Source organism: Stagnihabitans sp. (assembly GCF_964946895.1).
On record NZ_CBBQHX010000011.1, the window covers coordinates 1 to 23297 of the forward strand.

Sequence of the window (23297 nt, forward strand, 5' to 3'; positions counted from 1 at the left end):
GGGCCTTTGACCCAAGGTCCGGCCTTGCCCGGGACCATAGCACCCGGGGCGAACCTTGCGCCGACCTCACCGCAAAGCGCCTCGGCGCTGGTGGCCTCGGCGCCTGCGCTGGTGCCCCATGCCGCGGCCCCCAACGGCTTGCCCGAGAACGCGGCCATTGTGCCGCCCGCCTTGGACAGCCGGTTTGGCGGCCACAGCCTTGGCGTGCCCCATGCGGGCAGTGCAGCAGCCGCGCCTTCGGGGCCGCAGCCCTCGGCTCCGGCGGGTCTGACGCAAACCTTACCCACAGGCCATCTGCCCCCCGGTCGGGCGCCGAGCCCGCCCTCGACGCCGTTCTACTTCCTTGAGGAATCAACCTCGCTGCCCGCGCAACCCTATGCCGCGCCGAAGCAAGACCATCTCGCCGCGCGCAGCTTCCATCTGCCACAGGACGGCGACCTCCGCGACCTGCTGGCCGATACCCGCCAACCGCGGGAACCCGACACTCAGGCGCCGCAACAGGGCTACTACTTCCTGCTCAAGGACACTTCCTCTGACGGTCGCGGCGTCCCGCAGGTCGGCCGTGGCGCCTATCCGGCCTTTGACGTCAACGCCGTGCGCCGCGATTTCCCGATCCTGCAGGAAAGGGTGAACGGTCGCCCCTTGGTCTGGTTCGACAACGCCGCCACGACGCAAAAGCCGCAGTCGGTGATCGACCGCGTGTCGTACTTTTACGAGCACGAGAATTCCAACATCCACCGCGCCGCCCATGAACTCGCCGCCCGCGCTACGGATGCCTACGAAAAAGCCCGCGAAAAGGTGCGCGCCTTCCTCGGCGCGGCAGCGGTCGAGGAAATCATCTTCGTCCGCGGCACCACCGAGGCGATCAACCTGATTGCCAAGACATGGGGCGTGAAGCACGTGGGTCCGGGGGACGAGATCATCGTCTCGCACCTCGAACACCACGCCAATATCGTGCCGTGGCAACAACTTGCCGCCCAGGTCGGGGCCAGGATCAAGGTCATCCCGGTGGATGACTCCGGTCAGGTCCTGATGGAGGAATACAAGAACCTCCTGTCCGACCGCACCAAGATCGTCTCGGTCACGCAAGTGTCGAACGCCCTGGGAACCGTGGTCCCGGTCAAGGAAATCGTCGAACTCGCCCACCGCGCCGGAGCCTGCGCCCTTGTCGATGGTGCGCAGTCGGTGTCGCACATGCGGGTCAACGTGCAGGACATCGGGGCGGATTTCTTCGTCTTCTCGGGTCACAAGGTCTTCGGACCGACTGGCATTGGTGTGCTTTACGGCAAGCGCGCCCTCTTGGACGACATGCCGCCCTGGCAAGGTGGCGGCAACATGATCGCTGACGTGACCTTCGAACGCACGATCTTTCAGCCCCCGCCGAACAAGTTTGAGGCGGGCACCGGCAACATCGCCGACGCCGTGGGTCTTGGGGCCGCCATCGACTACGTCCAGCACGTCGGCCTGGAGGTGATCGACCGCTTCATCGCCATTGCTCAAAGGCTCAGTCGGGAAAGACGTTAAGACCCTGAACCCGTACCTGATGCCGGGATTGGCCATGCAGAGCACCACGCTCCGCATGGCCAATGCAGCTCATTCTACCAACTGCCTTCGCAAGCCGATCAGCCCCGGTTGCCCGACAAACGCGCCCGAACCTTCACGGGTACAAGGCACATAGGCAACGCCGGATTTTCAAACTTGCACCAAGGTTTGCCACCTGCGGCGTCCGTTCACGCAAGTTGCGACCGTTTGCAGCGAGCAAGCGACAAGCCCTCTTGCAGTCTTTTCAGGAATCTCGTAGGTGCGCTCTTGGGACACCCCTCCCCACCGGGGGGCTTTTAGCTGGAAGGCTACCATGACTGATCTGACTGCACCGGCCACGCGCCCGGCAAATCCGCGCTTCTCCTCTGGCCCCTGCGCCAAGGTTCCCGGCTTCTCCCTTGACATGTTGGCTGATGCACCGCTGGGTCGGTCGCACCGTGCCGCCGTTGGCAAGGCCAAGCTGAAAGAGGCGATCGACCTCACCCGCGAAATTCTTGGCGTTCCCGCCGACTACCGCATTGGCATCGTGCCCGCATCGGATACCGGTGCGGTCGAAATGGCCATGTGGTCCATGCTGGGCGCCCGTCCGGTTGAAATGCTGGCCTGGGAGTCGTTCGGCGAAGGCTGGGTGACGGATGTGGTCAAGCAGCTGAAGCTGAATGCAAAGGTCAAGATCGCGCCCTATGGCCAGATCGTCGACTTCGCCACCGTCGATTTCGATTCCGACGTGGTCTTCACCTGGAACGGCACCACCTCTGGCTGCCGCCTGCCGAACGGCGACGGCATTCCGGCCACCCGCCAAGGCCTGACCATCTGCGACGCCACCTCGGCGGCCTTTGCCATGGACCTGCCGTGGGACAAGCTGGATGTCACCACCTTCTCTTGGCAAAAAGTGCTGGGCGGCGAAGGTGCGCATGGCATGCTGATCCTGTCGCCCCGCGCCGTCGAACGGCTGGAAAGCTACACCCCTGCCTGGCCACTGCCGAAGATTTTCCGCCTGACCTCCAAGGGCAAGCTGATCGAGGGGATTTTCGTCGGCGAAACCATCAATACCCCCTCGATGTTGGCTGTGGAAGACTACCTCGTCTCGCTGAAATGGGCCAAGTCGGTCGGCGGCCTCAAGGGCCTTGTGGCTCGCGCCCAAGCCAACGCCAAAACCATCTGGGATTTCTGCGCCGCCAACCCGTGGATCGCAAATCTGGCCGAAACGCCGGCGATTGCCTCCACCACCTCGGTCTGCCTGAAATTCACCGACCCGCGCATCAAGGACGGCGAGGCTTTCGCCAAAGCTGTGGCCAAGCGGATTGAAAAGGCCGGGGCGGGCCTTGATATGGGCGCCTACCGCGACGCCCCTCCGGGCCTGCGCGTCTGGTGTGGCTCCACTGTGGAAACAGCTGACGTTCAGGCGCTTCTGCCTTGGATCGCCTACGCTTTCGCAGCCGAAATCGCCGCACAATAATTTCCAAGGCGGTGCGTGAAATCACGCACCCTACCCCTCATCCGTAGGGTGCGTGATTTCACGCACCGTTTGAAAAGGATCAAGACATGGCCCCCCGCGTTCTCGTTTCCGACGAACTCTCTGAAACCGCCGTCCAGATCTTCCGCGACCGTGGCGTCGAGGTCGATTACATGCCGAAACTCGGCAAAGACAAGGACAAGCTGGCCGAGATCATCGGCCAGTACGATGGCCTCGCAATCCGCTCGGCCACCAAGGTGACCGAAAAGCTTCTGGCCAATGCCACCAACCTCAAGGTCGTGGGCCGCGCCGGCATCGGTGTCGACAACGTGGACATCCCCGCCGCCTCCAAGAAGGGCGTCATCGTGATGAACACGCCCTTCGGCAACTCGATCACCACGGCGGAACATGCCATCGCCATGATGTTCGCTGTCGCCCGCCAGATCCCGGAAGCCAACGCCTCCACCCAGGCCGGCAAGTGGGAAAAATCCCGCTTCATGGGTGTGGAATTGTTCAACAAGACCCTGGGCGTGATCGGCGCGGGCAATATCGGCGGCATCGTCTGCGACCGCGCCGTCGGTTTGAAGATGAAGGTCATCGCCTACGACCCCTTCCTGTCCGACGAACGGGCCAAGACGCTCGGCGTGACCAAGGTGGAACTGGATGATCTGCTGGCCAAGGCCGATTTCATCACCCTGCATGTGCCCTTGACCGACAAGACCAAGAACATCCTGTCGCGTGAGGCGCTGGCCAAGACCAAGAAGGGCGTGCGCATCATCAACTGCGCCCGGGGTGGCCTGATCGACGAACCGGCGCTGGTCGATGCGCTGAACTCCGGCCACGTTGCCGGCGCCGCCCTGGACGTGTTCGAAGTCGAGCCTGCCACCGAAAACCCGCTCTTCGGCATGGCCAACGTCGTCTGCACCCCGCACCTTGGTGCTGCCACCACCGAAGCGCAGGAAAATGTCGCCCTGCAGGTGGCCGAGCAGATGTCGGACTACCTCTTGACCGGTGCAGTGCAGAACGCGCTCAACATGCCCAACGTCACGGCGGAAGAAGCCGCCGTCATGGGCCCGTGGATCAAGCTCGCCAGCCACCTTGGCGGCTTCATCGGCCAGATGACCGAAGAGCCGATCCGCGCCATCAACATCCTGTATGACGGCAAAGTCTCCGCGATGAACCTTGCCGCACTGAATCAGGCTGTCATCGCCGGTGTGATGAAAACTGCCAACCCCGACGTCAACCTGGTCTCCGCCCCCATCGTCGCCAAGGAGCGCGGCATCCAGATCTCGACCACGCGGCAAGACAAGTCAGGGACCTTTGACGCCTATATCAAGGTCACCATGGTCACCGACAAGCGCGAACGCTCGGTTGCGGGCACCTGCTTCAGCGATGGCAAACCACGTTTCATCCAGATCAAGGGCATCAACATCGACGCCGAAATCGGCCAGCACATGCTGTATACGACGAACGAGGACGTTCCGGGCATCATCGGCCTTCTGGGCATGACCATGGGCAAGAACAACGTGAACATCGCGAACTTTACCCTTGGCCGTTCCGGCGTCGGGCAGGATGCCATCGCGATCCTGTATCTTGACCAACCGATCGACCCCAAAGTCGTCAACACGCTGGAATCCACCGGCATGTTCAGCCAGGTCAAGGCGCTGGAATTCGTGGGGGCCTGAGGCGCGCGGTCCAAAGGTCTCGCCTGAATATTCCGGGGGCGCGCGAACTGCGCCCCCGGCTTTCCCCTTAAAGGCGGCGGCATGCACATTTACGCCATCGGCGACATTCACGGCCATCTTGATCTGCTGAAAGGCGCCCATCACCGCATCCAAGCGGATATGGCGCTGCATGGACATGGCAAGATCGTCCACCTTGGCGATCTGGTCGACCGTGGCCCTGACAGCCGCGGCGTTGTCGACTTCCTGATGAAGGGGGTAGAGGCCGGACGTGACTGGGTCGTCTTGAAGGGCAACCATGACAGGCTCTTCACCGGCTTTCTCACTGATCCGGACTGGAAAGACCCCGGTCTGCGCATTGAACATTCGTGGCTGCATCCCAAACTTGGCGGCGCGGCCACCCTTGCGTCATATGGCGTGCGCAGTCCGGCGGATCGCCCGGTTGCCCCGGTGCATGCTGACGCACTTGCCGCCGTACCACAGGCGCATCGCGCGTTCCTGGAAAACCGACCGACCCGCTTTGCCTTTGAATCGGCCATCTTCGTCCACGCTGGGATCCGTCCGGGCATCGCCCTAGAGGATCAGCAGGAAGACGACCTCGTCTGGATCCGCAAGGACTTTCTGGAGGATCGCCGCGATCACGGTGCCCTCGTGGTCCACGGCCACACAGCCATCGACAAGGCCACCCACTATGGCAACCGCCTGAACCTGGATAGCAGTGCAGCTTATGGTGGCCCGCTGTCGGCGGCCGTGATCCAAGGTCGGCAGGCCTTCCTGCTGACGGATGCGGGCCGGGTGCCCCTGCTTGCAGCCTAGCGCATCATGCTGCGGTATGACGCGACAGAGGCCAGGGTTGCGCCGCCGGCCACTGCCGCCACCAGCCAGAAGAAGCCGTGCGGCCCCAGTGCATCCATGAAGCGGGCGTAGACCAAGGGCGACACGATTGCCCCCACCAAACCAACCGCCAGAATGACGGGCGACACCCGTGGGTCATCGCCCATCTTGCGCGTCGCGGTCACATACTCGCCTTGAAAGAACAGGCCGGCCGCGACACCCATCGGAGGATAGAAGAACGCCGGGCTGATCAGCGCTGCCCCCAAGGCACAGACGGCTGCCCAAGCCACGGCAAAGACGAATATGCTGAAGTCGGGAAAGCGATGCGCGATGAGGATCAGCGCGATGCGCCCCGCAAGGGCAGCCACGAAGAATAACGACAGCAGCACAGCCGCCGCCGTTTCGCTGACGCCTGACCGGATCAACGCCGTGGGGCCAAGACCCGACAGGCTGGCCTCGATGCCGATGGCCAGCAGCGCCAGGCCAAGGATCGGCAGATGCAGCTTGAAGCCGCGCCCCTGCGCCTCGGGAACCAGCCCGGTCAATTCCACTTTGCCCGACAGGACCCAGGTCAGCGCCGAAACCGCCGCCATCGACCAGAACACGGGCCGCAGATCGCTGCCAAGCAGCGTAAACCCATAGGGCGCCAAAATCGCGCCGAAGGAATACAGCGCGTTCAGCATCCCGACCTTTGCTGCGCCTGTGCCCCCGAAGGCCGACAGAACACGCGGGTTGAACAGGGCCGCCACCGCACCGTACCCCACCCCAAAGATCAGCGCCCCCGCCAAGGCCACCGGCCACAGCGGGGCAAGGGCCAGAATGACAGACCCTAGCACCAGCAAGGCCAAAGGCAGACGCGGGGTGACCTGCGCGCCCTTGAAGTACATCAGCATGACACCGGACAGACAGCCTACCCAAAGCGTCGAGATCAGCAAACCCGATGTGGCCGTGGTGATCTGAAACGCCTGCTCAAACACCGGAAGGGCAGGTCCAAAGATCGCTGTGCCGGCCCCGACGATAAACAAGGACGACAGGCCCGACAGCAAAAGGGCGTTGTTGGCCGCGGATGACATACGAAATTCCCGGAAAATGTTGCCCTGCAGGCCTATCGGCGGGGCCAGGCAAGGTCAACCGGCACTCAGCGCAATCGTACTCGGGTGTGGGCCGAACGTCCCTCGGCATCAATGACAGACAGGGTGACAAAGCCGCGGCCAAGGGCGGGCAGCAGGATCGAAGGTTCTTCCTCGTCGCTCATCACCGGGGTGCCATCGGCCAGCCAGGTGAACGGTGCCGTCCCCCCCGTGACGCGGACCATCAACCCCTCGGGCAGCAATTCCACCTCTGCCCCATCTGGCGGGAAGGTCACCTGCGGCGACGCGGCATCCGGGGCAAAGGCCGCCTCACGACTGCGGAAATGGCGCAAGGGCTGCGGCAACTGCGCGTTGGACAACATCAGCGCGTCGGGCGGCGGTGGGGGCTGCGGGTCCAGCGCAGGCTTCAGCCTGGCGAAGGCCTGAAACAAGACCGGCGCTGCCAGATCGGCGCCAAAGGCCCCCGGCACCGGGGTTCCGTCGGCCCGCCCCATCCAAACGCCGATCACATCCTTGCCGTCAAAGCCAATCGCCCAGGCATCACGGTGGCCGTAAGAGGTGCCCGTCTTGTAGGCCAGTCGGTTGCTGGGTGCGCCGGGCGGCGGCGCCAGCCCGGCCAGAATATCCCCCACCTCCCAAGCCGAAACCTTGGTCATCACCCGCTGGCCCTCGGGGTTGTCGGCACCCAGAGTGTGCGTCAATGGCCGGGCCACGCCGCCCCGCGCGATGGCGCAGTACAACTGCACCATGTCCTCCAGCGTCACCCCAATTCCGCCCAAGGCCACCGCAAGACCGGGTTGACCGGTCGGCAGGGCGGATTTCATGCCAGCACGGTCCATGCCCTGCAGCAGTTTCGGTGGCCCCAAGGCATCGGTCAGCGCCACGGCCGGGATGTTCAGCGACAACTGCAGCGCCTCGCGTACGCGGATGGTGCCGCGGAATTGGCGGTCGAAGTTCTGTGGGCGATAACCGTTGAAATCGGTCAGCTTGTCGTCAATCGTCGATTCCGGGTGGATCAACCCCTCATCAAAAGCCAGCCCATAGATCAACGGCTTCAGCGTCGAGCCCGGCGAACGCAGCGCCGTCGTCATATCCACGAAACCCTGCCGCTGGTCCCCGGTATAGGCTGCCGAGCCGACCGAGGCGAGGATTTCACCCGTCGCATGGTCCGCCACCACCATCGCCACCTGAATCCGGTCACCCCGGCTGACAACCGTGTCCACGGCAAGCTTTTCCAGCGCCGCCTGCAATCCCTTGTCGATCGTGGTCACATGCCGGGTTTGATCCGGCACCTCGGCAATCACGCGGTCTGACAAATGTGGCGCCAGCGCCGGGAACGGTCGACGCGCTGTCGGCACCGGCTCGGTTTCCGCCGAACGCGCCTGGTCGGCATCAATGAGGCCGTCCGACAAGGCACGTTCCAGTACCCTGTCACGGGCCGCCTTCACTTCGCCGCTGCGATCGGGCCTTCGGGTTTCCGGGCTTTGCGGGATGGCCACCAGAAGGGCCGCCTCCGCCGGGGTCAGGCGGTGCGGCTCCTTGCCGAAATAGGCAATCGTCGCAGCCCGCATCCCCTCGACGTTGCCGCCATAGGGCGCAAGCAGCAAATAAAGCGACAGGATCTGATCCTTGGTCAGATGACGCTCCAGCGCGAGGGCAAGGCGGATCTGCCGCAGCTTGCCGGCGATGCGCCCCGTGCCGGAATCTTCCAGAAGCCTGGCGACCTGCATCGTCAGGGTCGAACCACCCGACACGATATGGCCATTCCAGACGGCCTGCCCCAAGGCACGCAGCAAGGCCTGCGGATCAACCCCACCATGTTGGTAGAACCGCTTGTCCTCGTAATCCAAAAGCAGGCTGATGAAGAACGGATCCACTGCGGCCACTTCCGTCGCCATCCGCCAACGCCCGCCGTCTACCGTATAGGCGCGCAACAGATCGCCGTTGCGGTCCAGAACCTCCTCGCTGGTGTTCAGCACCAAAGGGGGAAGCACCGTGGCATCGATCCACCGATCCACTCCGTCGCGCGCAAAGGCGGCGAGCCACAGACCCGCCGCCGCCGCCATGAACCATCTTGCCCGCATCACTTCGAGATGGTGACCGTTCCTGCGTCCGTATGGGCGTTCAGGTCGGGCCGGTACATATCCTCAACCGAAGCGGCCGGCTGGTGGTACTTTCCAGGGGAAACCGCACGCACGATATAGGCGACGCGGAAGCTGGAGTTGTCAGTCCGGTCAATCGCCGTCAGGAAACGGTCTTGCCGGAACTCGGAATGCGCCACTTCGGTCGCCAGATCAAGGAAGTCGAGCTTGCTGACCGAACCGCCGGTGATCAGGTTCGGGTTGTCGATCTCGAACCCGGCCGCAAGCGGATCATTCACCATCAGACGCGCTTCACCCTTGCCAAAGGGCGTCACTTCCAGCACGGCCACGAACCGATCCCCAACCTTGGCACCATCAAGCGTCGCCGGTTGGCCATCCATCGTGTAATAGCTGCGGGTGATTGAATAGCCATTGCCGCCCGCCGCCACCGGATCAGTCGGCACACCGAAGGTGGTGACGGTCAGCGTGGTCTTGTCACCATCGTTCTTCACGACGACCGGATCTTTGTAGCTGGCATCCAGCACCTTGACCATCGCACCTTTGGCAGGCTCTCCGTTCAGGGAAATTCCGGCGCCGCTGGGGGTCCCGATCAGGGCATTGGCGGCTAGCAGGGTCCAGGTTGCCTCTTGCGTCGACAAGGTGCCTTGGGTTGCGATGCGCGTCGTCAGCGCCTCGCGATCCACGGACTTGGAGCCCGCTTCGACCGCGAGGGTCAAAACGGCCGCCGCATCGCGATAAGGCGTGCCATAATCGGCGCGCATGATCTGGTCTTCCTTGGTCGGTAGCCCATCCAAGGCTTTGACCGCTTTGGCAAACATGGCATCCGCCCGCGGCTGATCGCCATAGCTGGCTAAAGCCGCGCCCAATTGCGCCATCGCCGTCGGGGTGGCAAACGCATCACCCTTCACGTCGGCGTAATAGCGCAAGTCCCCCACCGCTGCCGCCCCTTCGCGGGCCAGAACCATCAGCGCATAGGCCAAAGGCTCTCCTCCCTTGTCGAAGTCGGCATAGTAGTTGACCTGATTGCGCAGGTTGTCGAGGGCAGAGCGGAAGGCTTGATCCGGCACCGCATAACCCTGCGCCTTGGCACGGGACAGGAAGTCGGTGACATAGGCATCCAGCCACATATCACCCTGACCCGGTTCCCACAGGCCGAACGATCCAGAAGCGCTTTGGTTGGTCAGGACCGCAGAAATCGCCTCCTCCACACGCCCCTTGATGTCAGTGGCACCCGGCAGATCCATCGCCTGCGCGACCTGATCAAAGTACAGCAAAGGCATCGCCTTTGACGTAATCTGTTCCGTGCAGCCATAGGGATAGGCGTCCAGCGCGGCCAGCACGCCCGGGGCATTCAGCCGGGCAATCGGGCCGATCGCCATGACGGCCTTGCCCGAACCCGGCAGCAAACCGTCGAAGACATTTTCGTCAAATGTGAAGGACTTACCCTTGGCGAGGTCCAGCCGCGTGACCCGCGAAATCACCGGATCGTCTATTTGAACCGGAATTTTCAGGTCTTTCGTCAAGACCTTGCCATCCGGTGTGGTCAGGCTGACCTCGATGGTTTGTACACCAACCGCATCAGCCTTGATCGGGATTTCCACCACCGCCTTGCCAAGGTCGGCCAAGTCAACCCCGTCCGGCACCTTGCCGATCGTCAAGCCCGTCGAGGTCACAGCCAAGGCCATATGACCAGAGGGCCCCTTGGCATGCACAATCTCCAGCAGCAGGCGGCTTTCGTCGCCGGGTTGCAAGAAGCGGGCAACGCTGGCGGTCACCACGACAGGGTCGCGGACCAGAACGTCGGCGTTCGCCTCACCGACGCCGCGCTTGCTCCATGCCACCGCCATGACTTTCACGGTGCCGTTGAAGGCAGGCAGATCAAAGCTGACGCGGGCATACCCATCTGCCCCCACCTCCACCGGCCCGGCGAAGTTGGCCACCAGTTGCTCTGTCGGAGGCGGCGCCTGCAGCCGCGCATTGGCCCCCGCATCACCACCCGAGCGCACGGTGCCCTCGGCCCCGTTCAACCCATCGATCAACCGTCCATAAAGATCGCGGATGCCCACGCCCAACTTGCGCTGGCCGAAGTAGTGATCCTGCGGATCAGGCGGCAGATAACTGGTCAGGTTGAGGATGCCGACATCAACGGCCGCCACCGTCACATAGGCCTTATCGCCGGGCTGCACGCCGTCCACCTTCACTGCGATGTCAAGCGGACCACGGGGCGCGGCCTCAGCGGCCGTTTCAATCGTCGTCGTCAGGGCGCGGGTGCCCGGGTCAATCTTGGCATAGGCCAGACCCAAGGCGCGCGCCGGGTTCCGGCCCGCCGCCACATCCATCGGGCGCAACACGGCCGCTGTCACGTAAGCGCCGGTCCCCCAGTCATCTGTCACGGGAACCGGGATCAGGTTTTCCCCCTCTTTGACCGCAACCTCTTGATGCGAGACGACCTCGTTGGACAGAACCGTCACCAAAGCCGTCCCAGCCGCCCGTGGCACGATCCGCAGCATGGCCGTATCGCCGACCTTGTAGGACGGCTTGTCCAGCGACAATTGCAGCGTATCGGGCGTCGAGGAAACATCTGGCGGCGCATACCAACCGGCATAGAACTGCACCGAGGACGTGGCCTTCTGCCCGTCACTGCGCGTGACAGACAGCTCATATTCACCCCATGTCACCGGAGCCGCAATCTCGGCCGGAGCGGCAGCCGTCAGATCGGCGTCTCCCTCACTCACCCGGGCGCGCGAGGTCACGGCTTCCCAGTTCCAGCTGCCACTTTGCTGATACCACTGGTAGTTCGTATCGATCCGGGTCAGCTCCCAATGCACTTTCATCGCGGTGGCTTTGCTGTCGTCCCCGACACCAACCAGATCGAACCGCGCCTGCGAATTCTCGGTCACGACATCGGTGAACAGGGGCTTGATGCCAATCATCGCAGCGGAAGGCGTCAAAGCCTTGGTGACTTTCCGCTCGACCGGGCGACCGGACCCTTCGGCAACGCGGGCGACAATCTTGACCTGCAAGGGGATCAGCGGGTCATCGACCTGCGGCAAGGCGGCGTCAATCTCGGCATGGCCTTTGTCATCGGTGCGAATATCCGAGAAAGACGCCAGCTGCGCATCAAAGGCTGCGTCGAATTTGCCGAACTTGTAGCCCGGCCAAGCTTCCAGCCCATCAGCGGCGCTGACGATCACATCGCCTTCCACCGCCAGATCAGCCCCCGGCGCCCCGAACAGATACTTGGCATCGAGCGCCACCTTCGGAACGTCACCCAGATGGATCGGTTGATCCCCGGCATCCAGCTTGAAGTCGATCCGCTCGGGCAGGAAGTCTTCGACGAGGAAGGTCTTGGAAGACAGCGCGGGCGCATCGAGATCCGAGTAAACCGCCATGGTCCACTGGCCGCGCGGTGCATTGCCAGAGATCGGGAAATCGAACACATGACCACCCGCCCCGGCATCATCCGCCATCGCCCGCACATATTCGACCCCATCGGGGCGCGACAGGATGGCTGTCAGCGGCAGGCCGGTGATCGCCTCTTGCTTGGCGTCGCGGGCCAGCGCCGTTGCGTGAACGGTTTCACCAGCCCGGTAAGCACCGCGGTCGGTCGACAGGAACACATCAACCGGAGGCGCCGCCTCATGCCCTTCAACGCCGCGATCCGACAGGTCAAACTCCGGGTCGGTCAGCGACAGGAAGGCTGTGTCCACCTCGCCATCACGCACCACGATCATCGCGGGCGCGGCACTGTCAGTGCCGCGAATCAGGCCCGGTTCGAACAGCACATGTCCATCTGCATCGGTCTTGGCGGTTGCCAGAACCTCGTTTGCGACGGACAGCAATTGCACGTCCACCCCGGCCTTTGCCGTCGCATCTCCCAAAGAGCGGACGAAGACGTTCAATCCGTCGACCCCGCTCATCGTGGTCAAGCCAAGGTCGGACACGACGAACCACTGCCACGTTGCCGGAACCGTCGACACATCGACGCCCGGAACCGAGGCCCGCAGCGCATAGATCCCGGAGGGCTGACCCTTGATCGCCTCGTCCAAGGGCAGGCGGGTGGTGACGTCCTTGTTCACATCCTGCCCAACCGTGGCCGTCCCGGTCCACAGCTTGGTCGCCATTTGATTTTCGAAATCATATTCGTTGTAATCATACATCGGCGCGTCGAAATAGCCGTTTTGCATGATGCGCAACAGGTTGCGGTCCGTGACTTTCCAAACCTCCAGATCCAGCTTGGTCGTGTTTACCGTCACCACCGGGATCGAAGCATTTCCAGTCTTGGGCAGCACATAGCCACGGCCGGTAAACCGCACGCCAGGATTGCGGTCGCGGATATAGGCGGTGATCGGAACGTTTTTCAGCAGCTTCTCGCCCGTCAGTGAAGGCAAGCCCTCACGAAAGGTCAGGGTATACCGGGTGCCAAAGGAAATCCCCTCGACACACAATTGCCGGGAACTGGCCATCGATACGGAAAGCCCCGTGTCGGGCAACTGCACAAAACTGGAATAGTCTACGCCAGAGGCCACCAGATCATCCGAGAAATTCACGCAAACCCGCGGGCGGGCGCTGTCGGTCTGCACCTCGTTGTCGGTGATGCGGAATCCGTATTTCGCAGCTGCATCGTCCAGAAGCGCCGCCGTATCGTCGCGTGGCTGCAATTGTTGCGCCAGACGATAGGCCTGCACAGTGTCGCGACCGCGGTCGAGCTTTTCCAGCGCTTGGCCCATCTGCACCAGGATCGAGTGCTGCAACGCCACATTGTCGGCCCGAAGATAGGCGTTGATCGTCGACCGGAAGGCATCATCGCGCCAGGTGGCCGCGTTGTTCTGGTCATTCTCCGCCGCCAATAGCAGAAGCCGCGCGTATTCCAGCCAGTTTTCCGGCGTATCCGAAACATTCAGGGCCGCCCCGACGAAGGCGAAGGCCCCCGCATAGTCAGCATTGGATTCCGCATCCTTGGCGGAAGACAGAAGATCGTCCGCAGAAACAGCATCGGTGACGTGGCGGTTGGCCATGTCCGCCGCGATGGTCGTCGCAGGCGTAATGTCCCAATCGGGCAGGAAGGTCAGTTCAGGCCGCCGTTTCTGCGCCAGCGCTTCTGCCCCTTTGTCAGCCTTGATCACGGCCCCGGAATAGGCGCCATCAAAAGACTTCGGCGACCCTGCCGTGCTTTTCAGAAAACAGGCGTTCTTGTTGGTGTTGAAGGTGATCGCTTCGCATTTCTTGTTGGTCAGGCAGGCGGTTTCGCAGGCATTCAGCGTCGTATCCAGAATCGAGGACAAATCACCGCCCGGCAGATCCGTGTTTTCGGAAAGGACAAATCGCTTCGGCGGGATCAGATCATCAGCCTGCGCCGATGTCCCGAACAGGAACAGACCCAGAATCACCACGGCCACGGACCGCAACGCAAATCCACGCATCGAAAATTCCTCCGCCCAACGATGGCATAGTCATGCCACGACCGGCCCCGGTTCGGCAAGGAATTAACCCTACATCGTTAAGGGAGCGTTCACACCGATGCGGCAAGTTCACCTCAATCGCGGCAGTGATTCAGGGTTCGGAACGGGCGCAGGCAGGAATGGATATTGTGGAACGTCTGGCGAAGGAACGGCGTGCAAGACTGGCTGCCGAACGGCTTTTGGAACAAAAGAGCCGAGAGTTGTTTGCCGCCAACGAAAAGCTGGGCATGCATGCCCGCTCGCTGTCCGATCAGATCGTGGAACAGCGCGTCGTCACCCGAAATGCGGTGTCCGAGGCCCAGATGCTCAAGGGCCAGCAGTCCCGCTTCATCGAGGATCTGGACCGCGCCCATACCCATGCCGTGATGGCCGAACGGCGGCTGTGGGATTCGATCAACACCATCAATGATGGCTTTGCCGTCTATGATTCCGACTTGAAACTGGTCGCCGCCAACAGCGCCTTCCTGCGCCCGCTGGAGGGTTTGGCGATTGCCCCCGGGATTGCCTATGCCGACATGCTGCGCCTTTTGGCTGCGGGCGGGCGGACAGAACTTTCAGGCGCCTCCGTCGATGACTTCGTGGGCGCGATGGTGGCGCGGCTCGACTCGGACCCGATCGAACCGGTCACGCTGCAAATGACCAACGGGCTCTGGATCAAGCTTGTGAACCGCAGGGCCCGCGACGGCGATCTTGTCTCGCTGGCTGTCAACATCACCGAACAAATGCGCATCTGGGCCGCGATTGAGGCGATTCCGGATGGCTTCGTTCTTTTCGATCGGGAGGACCGGCTTTTGACCTGCAACCAACGGTATCGTGACATTTATTCCGTGTCGGCCCCCGCCATGAAACCGGGCGCGACGTTCGAGGACATCCTGCGCTTCGGGCTGGAGCGCGGCCAACACTCCGACGCCATCGGGCGCGAGGAGGATTGGCTGGCCGACCGCATGGCCCAGCATCGTCAGGCCGATGGGGTCAGCGAACAGCAACTGTCCGATGGCCGCTGGATCCGCACGCAAGACCACGCCACGCCAGACGGCGGGCGGGTCGGCCTGCGGATCGACATCACGGCGCAAAAGGAATCCGAAGCGGCCCTCCTCGCCGCAACCCAGGCCGCAGAGGCTGCCAATCGGGCAAAGTCCGCTTTCCTCGCCAACATGTCGCACGAAATCCGCACCCCGATGAATGGCGTCGTGGGGATGGCAGAGCTTTTGTGCGACACCTCGCTTTCGCCGGAACAGCGGCTGTTTGCCGAAACCATAAAATCCTCGGGCGAGGCGCTTCTGGTCATTATCAACGACATTCTGGATTACTCGAAGATTGAGGCGGAACGCCTGACGCTGTACCCGGAACCTTTTGATCTGGAACGCACAATCCACGAAGTCGCCATGTTGCTGCAACCCAAGGCGCGGGCCAAGGGCATCGACCTGATGATCGACTTCGACATGTTCCTGCCCACGCGCTTCGTGGGCGATCCGGGGCGTTTGCGGCAGGTGCTGACCAATCTGGTGGGCAACGCGGTCAAATTTACCGAAAAGGGCCACGTGCTGATCCGCGTCGTCGGCCTTGAAACCGACCCGGGCGAACAACAACTGCACGTCACGGTCGAGGACACCGGCATCGGCATCGCGCCCGAACACCTCGACCACATCTTTGGCGAGTTCAATCAGGTCGAAAGCGAATCGAACCGCAAGTTTGAGGGCACAGGTCTTGGCCTTGCCATCACGCAGCGGCTGATCGAACGGATGGAGGGGGCGGTCTGGGTTGACAGCGAACCGGGCAAAGGCTCCTGTTTTGGCTTCCGCGTTACCTTGCCTGTGGCAGAAGATGCCGTTGGGCCGGACCTGCCCATTGCCCTCAGCCGTGTGCTTGTGGTCGATGACCTGTTCATCAACCGCACCATTCTGGAACGCCAGCTGCAACCCTCCGGGGTTGAGGTGACGCTTTGCCGCTCGGGCGCCGAAGCGCTGGAGGTTCTGGGGCGCGACACCACCTTCGATGCAATCCTGACAGACCATTCCATGCCAGAGATGGATGGGCTGACCCTGGCATCGCGCATCCGGGCTTTGGGGCTGGCCATGCCCATCGTCTTGCTGTCCTCCAACCCCGCCCAGGCGCGAGAGGGCGAGGGGGCGGACTTTCTGGCGGCGATCATCCAGAAGCCCATCCTTCGCTCTGATCTATACCGCCGGCTGAAGGAAATCGGCGGCGTTCCCGAGGCGGAGGGTGTGATTGAACCGCCACCTCCCGCGACGCTGCGCACGATGCGCATCCTGACGGCCGAGGACAACCGCACCAATCAACTGGTCTTCCAGAAAATGGTGAAGGACGTCGACATCGAACTGGTCTTCGCCAACAACGGGCGCGAAGCCGTGCAGTTGTTTCAGACCTACCACCCCGACCTGATCTTCATGGATATCTCGATGCCGGAAATGGACGGTCGCGAGGCCGCCCGTGCTATCCGCGCGTTAGAGGGCGGCACGTCTCATCTGCCCATCGTTGCCCTGACCGCCCATGCCATGGACGGCGATGCTGACAGCATTCTGGCCGCCGGGATTGACCGCTATATGACCAAACCACTGCGCAAGGCCGCGATCTTTGCCGTCATGGCCGAATTCTGCCCGCCGGAAGCCCGCCCGATCACGATCGAAGAGGTTGAGGTGAGGACCGGCACTTAGGCGTCTTGCAGCACGGCCAGAAAGGCGGGGCCAAAGCGCTCCACCTTCTGGACACCCATGACCTCGGTCATCTCTGCCAGGCTGGAAGGGCGACGTTCGGCTATCTGACGCAGCATCGAATGCGTGCAGGACAGGTACTTTCCAGTGCCGTCCTCGCCCCGCGCCAGTGCCAGCTGCGCCTCGGCCAACCGGTCGAAGATCGGCCCGGCATCGCGGCCTGTCAGTTTGCGGCGGGCGGGATGGACGTTGGCGGGCGCATGGCCAAGGATCACCTCCAGAAACGCCTTTCCGTAGCTTTCCAACTTCCGGGCACCGATGCCGTTGATCCCGATCATCTCTTCCAGCGTCATCGGGCGTTTCTCGGCCATCTCGATCAACGTCTTGTCCGGGAAGACCACATAAGCCGGAACCCCTTGCGCCTCAGCCAGATTGCGCCGCTTCGCCTTCAGCGCGGTCAGCAGCGCGACGTCCTCTTCATCAACCTGCACCCGGGCAATATTTCGTTCGGATTTATCCGCCTTTTCAATGGTATCGGCGCGCAGGGTGACGCTTTCCTCGCCCTTGAGGATCGGCACCGCCGCATCCGTCATCCGCAAGGCCCCAAATCGTTCGGGATCGGGGCGCACCAGATCACGCCCCATCATCTGCCGAAACACCGCCGCCCAAGCCGATTTCGACAGATCCCGGCCGACGGCGAAGGTCGGCAACTTGTCATGCCCGCGCTCCACCACCTTCGGGGTCGCGGTGCCGGTCAGGATATCAATCAGATGACCCGCGCCGAAATATTCGCCCGTCCGCAGCACCGCCGACAGGGCCTTGCGCACAGCCTCGGTCGCATCGAACAACTTGGCGGGACGCTGGCACAGATCGCAATTGCCACAAGGCTCTGAATTTTCGCCGAAATAGCCCAGCAAGACCTGACGCCTGCACAGCATCGCCTCTGCCAGACCCAGCAGCGCGTTCAGCCGCCCGTGATCTGCCGCCTTGCGTTCGGCCGGTGCCGCCCCTTCGTCAATCTGTTGCCGCCGCAAACGGATGTCATCGGGCCCATAAAGCGTTAGGGTATCGGCCGGGGCGCCATCGCGCCCGGCACGGCCGATTTCCTGATAATAGCCTTCAATCGACTTGGGCAGGTCGGCATGGGCCACCCAGCGGATGTCCGGTTTGTCGATCCCCATGCCAAAAGCCACCGTCGCCACGACGATCAGCCCATCCTCTTGCTGAAAGCGCAGTTCAGCCTGCCGCCGCTCCTCGGCTTCCATACCGGCGTGGTAGTGCAGTACGGAATGGCCTGCCTCGCGCAGCGCCTGGGCCAGAACCTCGGTCTTGGCCCGGCTGGAGCAATAGATGATCCCAGACTGCCCCTTGCGGGCCGCCGCATAGCGCAGGATCTGCTCGCGAGGGGAATCCTTCACCGCAAAGGCCAGCCGGATGTTTGGCCGATCAAAGCCACGCAGGAACGTAACCGGGGGCACACCGTCAAACAGCCGGGTCACGATCTCGGACCGGGTTTCGGCATCGGCCGTTGCGGTAAACGCCGCCAGCGGCACACCCAAAGACTGCCGCAGGGCCCCGATCCGCAGGTAATCTGGGCGGAAATCATGGCCCCACTGGCTGACGCAATGCGCCTCGTCCACAGCGATCAAGGACACCCCGATGCGCCGCAGCATCGGCACCGTCGCCACCGCGGCCAACCGCTCGGGTGCCAGATAAAGAAGCTTCAGCCGGCCATCATCCAACGCCTGAAAGACGGCCTCGGTTTCCTCTTCGGTGTTGCCAGAGGTCAGCGCCCCCGCCTCCACCCCGGCCGCCTTCAGCGCCCGCACCTGATCCCGCATCAAGGCGATCAGCGGAGAGATCACGACCGTCACCCCGTCACGGCACAGAGCTGGCAGTTGAAAACACAAGGATTTCCCGCCACCCGTCGGCATGATCGCAAGGGTGTTCTGCCCGGCGATCACCGCCTGGACAATCTCCTCTTGCCCCGGACGGAATCCTGCGAACCCCCACACCTGGTGAAGCAAAACGTCCGGAGAGCTCATGGGATCAATGCTGTACACATCGGCAATTTGCCGCCTTGGGGGTAAACGAAGGGTTAAAACGCGTACATGTTGTTGTGGATCACCACTTCCAGCGCATAGACCGCGAACAGCACGATCAGCGGCGCAAAGTCGATGCCGCTTGTGGCGGGGATCAGCTTGCGGATCCGCGAGTAGATCGGCTCCAGCGTGCGGTTCAGCGCGTACCATATCTGCGCCACCAAGGGTTGCCGCAGGTTCAGGACCTGAAAGTTGATCAACCACGACATGATGACTTGAACCAGCACGATCCAGCGTACAATCTGGACAGCGAACAGCAGGATTTGCAGAAGCGAGGTCATGGGCCAGCCTTTCGATTGCGCACATCTGGTAGCGCGCATGGCACCCAAGCGCAATCTGTTCTGCGGCGCTTGCTTAATTCCGCAGCGTCAGGCTTGATCTGGAAAAACGGGGGCGGTCATGGCAGGCAGGCGGATCTGGGGCTGGTACTTCTATTTCTGGGCGCAGCAGCCCTATTTCACCCTGCTTCTGACCTTCGTCTTCGGCCCCTACATTTCGACCCTTTTTCCGCAAGGCACCGAGGCGCAGACGGTCTGGGGCAATGTCAACACGGCGGCGGGGTTGCTGGTGGCAATCCTGTCCCCGTTTCTGGGCGCCGTGGCCGATAAGGCCGGGGGCAAGCTGCGCTTCATTGCCGTCTTCAGCCTGTGCTACGTGGTGGGCGCTTCCGCCCTGTGGTTCTCGGCACCCGCCGATTTCAACATCTGGTTCATCGCGCTTTTCTTCTCGCTTGGCCTTGTGGCCACCGAACTTGCCGCGATGTTTGCCAATGCCATGCTGCCCGACCTTGGGCCGCCCGAAGCACTGGGCCGCATTTCGGGCGCGGCCTGGGGCTTTGGCTATGCCGGCGGGGTGGTGGCCCTGATCCTGATGCTGGCATTCTTTGTCGAGCAACCCAGCGGGCTGACCCTTCTGGGCTGGGCGCCTGCCTTCGGACTCGATGCCAGTCAGCATGAAGGAACGCGCTTTGTCGGCCCCTTCACGGCGATCTGGTATGCCATCTTCATCCTGCCCTTCTTCCTGTGGTCGCGTGAGGCAAAGGGCGCAAAACATGCGTCGATCCGACAAGCGCTGTCGCAGGCCTGGCCCGAGTTGCGCGGCACCCTCATCGCCCTGCGCCGCCAACCGGTGCTGTCGCGGTACCTTATGTCCTCGATGATCTACCGCGACGCCTTGAACGGCATCTTCGTGTTTGGCGGCCTTTATGCCACGGGTGCCTTGGGGCTTTCAAACGTGGATATCGGCATCTTCGGCATCGTTGCGGCCGTCTCTGGCGCGGTTTTCGCGTGGATCGGGGGCAAGGCTGACAGTGCCTTTGGCCCGAAGCCCGTGATCATCACCTGCCTTCTGGCGCTTATTGTGGCTGGACTGGCACTTTTGTCGGTCAGCACAACCCGGGTTTTGGGTCTGGACCTTGGCCCCTCCGGCCCAAAACTGGCCTTCATCGCCATCGGGGGCCTGATCGGGGCGGGGGCGGGCAGCGTCCAGGCCGCAAGCCGGACGCTGATGGTTCACCTGTCCGACCCCACCAAGCTGACCGAAAGCTTCGGTCTGTACCAACTGGCCGGGCAGGCAACCACCTTCGTCGCCCCCTTCTTTGTTGCCCGCGCCACGGCCGCAAGCGGCAGCCAGCAGATCGGCATCTCTCCGATCATCGCCCTTTTGCTGCTTGGGCTTTTCCTGTTTCTCAAGGTTCCGAATTTCCGCCCAGATCGAGGTGAGCCATGATCCGCCACGCCCTAGCCCTGGTTCTCTTGCTTGCCACCCAGGCAGGCGCTGAGACCCTTGCCGCCAAGCTTTTCGCCGGCCAGACCCAGCCAAGCTCCGGCCCGGCAGAGCCGATTGGCACCTATGCGCGCGGTTGCGCCTCGGGCAATGTCGAACTGCCAGAGACCGGTCCAACCTGGCAAGCCATGCGCCTGTCGCGCAACCGAAACTGGGGCAATCCGGCGCTTGTCAGTTATCTGGAGGATTTGTCGCAAACCGTGACGGCCTTTGGCTGGAAGGGTCTCTACATCGGCGATATGGGCAATCCGCGCGGCGGGCCGATGATTTCCGGCCATGCCAGCCATCAGATCGGGCTGGATGCCGACGTCTGGTATCTGCCACCCGCCAGCCTGACACTGACCGCCCCACAGCGCGAGTCGATCTCGTCCATCGCGATCCGCACACCGGACCAGCTGTCGGTCAACGAGAATTACAATGACAGCTACCGCCAGATCCTGAAGGCCGCGGCCTCAGACCCAAGGGTGGACCGGATTTTCGTCGCCGCAGCGATCAAGCTTGAGATCTGCAAGACGGCCAAGCCGGCCGACACCGTCTGGTTGCAGCGTCTTCGCCCCGAAGTCGGTCATGAAGACCATTTCCATGTCCGCCTGAAGTGCCCTGCCAATTCACCTTTGTGTGAAACGCAAAAGCCGACCGTCTCGGACCTGTCAAAAGGCGGCAATGGATGCGATGACACGCTGGCGTGGTGGGTGTCTGACGCCTATCTGCATCCGAAACCACCGAAGAATCCGGTCAAGAACCCCGGCCCGAAACCGCCACACAAGAAGGGGCCAAGGGAATTCACCATGGCCGATCTGCCGCAACAATGCTCCGCTGTACTCTCGGCCGACTGATCATTCTGCTGGTGATGGCCGGCTTTCGTGGCAGCGCCGGCCCGATGCCGGGCCCGGGCTTCCTGCAGGCAATCGCCTTTTACGGCCACGGCAGCCTGTTTGGCGGCTTTTCTGCGTTGCATATGGCGCCAGACGGGCTGAACTTCATCGCGGTATCTGACCACGGGGCCTTTGTGACCGGGCATTTCGAGCGCGACGCGACCGGCCAGATCGTCTCGATTGCCACCGCAGACATGGTGCCCTTGCTGGACGACGCGGGCAAACCGCTGCGCCCGGGCCGCACCGACAGCGAAGGTCTGGCCATCGCACCGGACGGCGAGGTCTACATCTCGTTTGAGGGTCCGGCGCGGGTTCAGCATTATGCTACACTGGGCAGCGCCGCCGATACCCTGCCCTCTCCCGCGGCTTTCGCCAGAATGGCCCCCAATCGGTCGCTGGAATCTGTCACTTTGGCCGCCGATGGCACGCTTTACACCATCCCCGAGGAATCCCCGGCCCCGGACCTGCCCTTTCCTGTCTTCCGGTTCATGGCGGGCCATTGGGACCAACCCTTCACCCTGCCGCGCCGTGGTCCGTTCCTGATGTCGGATGCCACCTTCGGCCCCGATGGCCGCCTTTACGTGCTTGAACGCGAGTTTCTGGGTCTCGGCGGCTTCGCCACCCGTTTGCGGCGCTTTGACCTGACTCCGGCAGGGCCCGCCAATGAGGTGACCCTGCTGCAAACAGACCCCGGCACCTTCGACAATCTGGAAGGCCTGTCCATCTGGCGCGATGCCATCGGGCTGCGTGCCACCATGGTCACTGACAACAACTTCATCCCATTCTTCCGCAGTCAGATCGTCGAGTATCGCCTGCCCGATTGACAGGCCGCAGCCCGAAGGCTACACGCCCCCGTCCTCATGGGGAGGGCCAAGTCTCCGCGACCTTGTAAAAAACGGATGTGAACATGCAAAAACTTCTTCCGGGCATCCTTGCCATGGCGGTCATTGTCGTGGCCTCCAACATTCTCGTCCAGCATCCGATGGGCGCCTATCTGACCTATGGCGCGCTGACCTATCCGCTGAGCTTTCTGGTCAATGACATCACCAACCGGCTGCAAGGCGTGCGTGCCGCCCGGACGGTGGTGCTGGCGGGCTTCGTGGCCGGGCTGATCTGCTCGGTCATCGGAACGCAAATCCACAATGATTTCGGGCCTTTGGTAACCCTGCGCGTCGCCTTGGGCTCTGGCACCGCCTTCCTGGTCGGCCAGCTTCTGGACGTCACGATCTTTGACCGCCTGCGCAAGGCCGAGTGGTGGCGCGCGCCGCTGATCTCGACCCTCATGGGATCGACCATCGACAGCGTGATCTTCTTCACCATCGCCTTCGCCGCCTCGCTGACCTTTCTGGAGCCGTGGAATGACGTCTCCTGGGCCGCCGCCCCGGGGCCGCTTCTGGGCGTCGGACCGCAGGTTCCGTTCTGGGTTTCCCTTGCTGTCGCCGACTGGTGCGTAAAATTTGGGATCGCTTTGTTCGGACTGCTGCCTTTCCGTCTATTTGTTGCACGAATGACCGCACGGGTTGCGTAAAAGGTTTTGACAAACACAAAATCTGTGCCAACCTGACCTCATCGGCAACAATTTCGAAAGGAGGTGATCCAGTGTCTAGAGTGATATTGGAGAGTGGTGTCGGGACAGCCGGGAGGTTCGTTTTCTAGGGGCAACCCCCTTGCAAGACGGCCAAAGGTTGGATGGA

The 23297-nt window shown here is 62.6% G+C and carries 14 protein-coding genes; 9 read left to right on the forward strand and 5 right to left on the reverse strand.

Annotated elements, in window-relative coordinates; genetic code table 11:
- From AC1Y2B_RS09110 to AC1Y2B_RS09125, 4 genes are all read left to right on the forward strand, one after another.
- On the forward strand, window positions 1-1524 hold a 1524-nt coding region (locus tag AC1Y2B_RS09110), incomplete at its 5' end, for an aminotransferase class V-fold PLP-dependent enzyme (RefSeq protein ID WP_482252767.1).
- Between the two features lie 331 nt (window positions 1525-1855).
- On the forward strand, window positions 1856-3001 hold the full coding sequence (locus AC1Y2B_RS09115) for a phosphoserine transaminase (RefSeq protein ID WP_482252768.1): 1146 nt from the start codon (window positions 1856-1858) through the stop codon (window positions 2999-3001).
- 86 nt (window positions 3002-3087) lie between these two features.
- The gene (serA, locus tag AC1Y2B_RS09120) at window positions 3088-4683 is read left to right on the forward strand and encodes a phosphoglycerate dehydrogenase (protein WP_482252769.1); all 1596 of its coding nucleotides are present in this window, start codon (window positions 3088-3090) and stop codon (window positions 4681-4683) included.
- Window positions 4684-4764: 81 nt separating this feature from the next.
- Complete coding sequence (locus AC1Y2B_RS09125; protein WP_482252770.1) at window positions 4765-5496, forward strand: metallophosphoesterase; 732 nt, start codon at window positions 4765-4767, stop codon at window positions 5494-5496.
- Here AC1Y2B_RS09125 and AC1Y2B_RS09130 read toward each other — a convergent pair.
- From AC1Y2B_RS09130 to AC1Y2B_RS09140, 3 genes are all read right to left on the reverse strand, one after another.
- Window positions 5493-6587 carry an MFS transporter gene (locus tag AC1Y2B_RS09130; RefSeq protein ID WP_482252771.1) on the reverse strand — a complete coding sequence of 365 codons (1095 nt, stop codon included), beginning with the start codon at window positions 6585-6587 and terminating at the stop codon, window positions 5493-5495. The two genes, AC1Y2B_RS09125 and AC1Y2B_RS09130, sit on opposite strands and share 4 nt — an antisense overlap.
- A 65-nt stretch (window positions 6588-6652) precedes the next feature.
- A complete protein-coding gene (pbpC, locus tag AC1Y2B_RS09135) occupies window positions 6653-8692 on the reverse strand; it encodes a penicillin-binding protein 1C (protein ID WP_482252772.1) in 2040 nt (679 codons plus the stop codon).
- The gene (locus AC1Y2B_RS09140) at window positions 8689-14130 is read right to left on the reverse strand and encodes an alpha-2-macroglobulin family protein (protein ID WP_482252773.1); all 5442 of its coding nucleotides are present in this window, start codon (window positions 14128-14130) and stop codon (window positions 8689-8691) included. The genes pbpC and AC1Y2B_RS09140 overlap by 4 nt, the downstream gene beginning before the upstream one ends.
- Before the next feature lie 158 nt (window positions 14131-14288).
- On the opposite strand from AC1Y2B_RS09140, the gene AC1Y2B_RS09145 reads away from it, so the two are divergent.
- On the forward strand, window positions 14289-16844 hold the full coding sequence (locus AC1Y2B_RS09145; protein WP_482252774.1) for a hybrid sensor histidine kinase/response regulator: 2556 nt from the start codon (window positions 14289-14291) through the stop codon (window positions 16842-16844).
- Here AC1Y2B_RS09145 and recQ read toward each other — a convergent pair.
- Window positions 16841-18886: a DNA helicase RecQ gene (gene recQ, locus AC1Y2B_RS09150; RefSeq protein ID WP_482252775.1), complete on the reverse strand. Its 2046-nt coding sequence runs from the start codon at window positions 18884-18886 to the stop codon at window positions 16841-16843. The two genes, AC1Y2B_RS09145 and recQ, sit on opposite strands and share 4 nt — an antisense overlap.
- A 53-nt stretch (window positions 18887-18939) precedes the next feature.
- Window positions 18940-19224 (reverse strand): YggT family protein, encoded by a 285-nt coding sequence (locus tag AC1Y2B_RS09155; RefSeq protein ID WP_482252776.1) that lies wholly within the window; start codon window positions 19222-19224, stop codon window positions 18940-18942.
- A gap of 118 nt (window positions 19225-19342) precedes the next feature.
- Here AC1Y2B_RS09155 and AC1Y2B_RS09160 point away from each other — a divergent pair, with 118 nt between their 5' ends.
- The 4 genes from AC1Y2B_RS09160 (at window position 19343) to AC1Y2B_RS09175 (ending at window position 23131) form a co-directional block, all read left to right on the forward strand.
- On the forward strand, window positions 19343-20671 hold the full coding sequence (locus AC1Y2B_RS09160; protein ID WP_482252777.1) for an MFS transporter: 1329 nt from the start codon (window positions 19343-19345) through the stop codon (window positions 20669-20671).
- The gene (mepA, locus tag AC1Y2B_RS09165) at window positions 20668-21564 is read left to right on the forward strand and encodes a penicillin-insensitive murein endopeptidase (protein ID WP_482252778.1); all 897 of its coding nucleotides are present in this window, start codon (window positions 20668-20670) and stop codon (window positions 21562-21564) included. Before AC1Y2B_RS09160 ends, mepA begins: the two co-directional genes overlap by 4 nt.
- Window positions 21537-22427 (forward strand): esterase-like activity of phytase family protein, encoded by an 891-nt coding sequence (locus tag AC1Y2B_RS09170; protein ID WP_482252779.1) that lies wholly within the window; start codon window positions 21537-21539, stop codon window positions 22425-22427. Before mepA ends, AC1Y2B_RS09170 begins: the two co-directional genes overlap by 28 nt.
- A gap of 83 nt (window positions 22428-22510) precedes the next feature.
- Window positions 22511-23131 carry a queuosine precursor transporter gene (locus AC1Y2B_RS09175; protein ID WP_482252780.1) on the forward strand — a complete coding sequence of 207 codons (621 nt, stop codon included), beginning with the start codon at window positions 22511-22513 and terminating at the stop codon, window positions 23129-23131.
- Window positions 23132-23297 lie beyond the last annotated feature (166 nt).

Coding starts and splice junctions, on each gene's coding strand:
- AC1Y2B_RS09115 (WP_482252768.1), top strand. CDS start 1,856: ATGACTGATCTGACTGCACCGGCCACGCGCCCGGCAAATCCGCGCTTC.
- serA (WP_482252769.1), top strand. CDS start 3,088: ATGGCCCCCCGCGTTCTCGTTTCCGACGAACTCTCTGAAACCGCCGTC.
- AC1Y2B_RS09125 (WP_482252770.1), top strand. CDS start 4,765: ATGCACATTTACGCCATCGGCGACATTCACGGCCATCTTGATCTGCTG.
- AC1Y2B_RS09130 (WP_482252771.1), bottom strand. CDS start 6,587: ATGTCATCCGCGGCCAACAACGCCCTTTTGCTGTCGGGCCTGTCGTCC.
- AC1Y2B_RS09140 (WP_482252773.1), bottom strand. CDS start 14,130: ATGCGTGGATTTGCGTTGCGGTCCGTGGCCGTGGTGATTCTGGGTCTG.
- AC1Y2B_RS09145 (WP_482252774.1), top strand. CDS start 14,289: ATGGATATTGTGGAACGTCTGGCGAAGGAACGGCGTGCAAGACTGGCT.
- recQ (WP_482252775.1), bottom strand. CDS start 18,886: ATGAGCTCTCCGGACGTTTTGCTTCACCAGGTGTGGGGGTTCGCAGGA.
- AC1Y2B_RS09155 (WP_482252776.1), bottom strand. CDS start 19,224: ATGACCTCGCTTCTGCAAATCCTGCTGTTCGCTGTCCAGATTGTACGC.
- AC1Y2B_RS09160 (WP_482252777.1), top strand. CDS start 19,343: ATGGCAGGCAGGCGGATCTGGGGCTGGTACTTCTATTTCTGGGCGCAG.
- mepA (WP_482252778.1), top strand. CDS start 20,668: ATGATCCGCCACGCCCTAGCCCTGGTTCTCTTGCTTGCCACCCAGGCA.
- AC1Y2B_RS09170 (WP_482252779.1), top strand. CDS start 21,537: ATGCTCCGCTGTACTCTCGGCCGACTGATCATTCTGCTGGTGATGGCC.
- AC1Y2B_RS09175 (WP_482252780.1), top strand. CDS start 22,511: ATGCAAAAACTTCTTCCGGGCATCCTTGCCATGGCGGTCATTGTCGTG.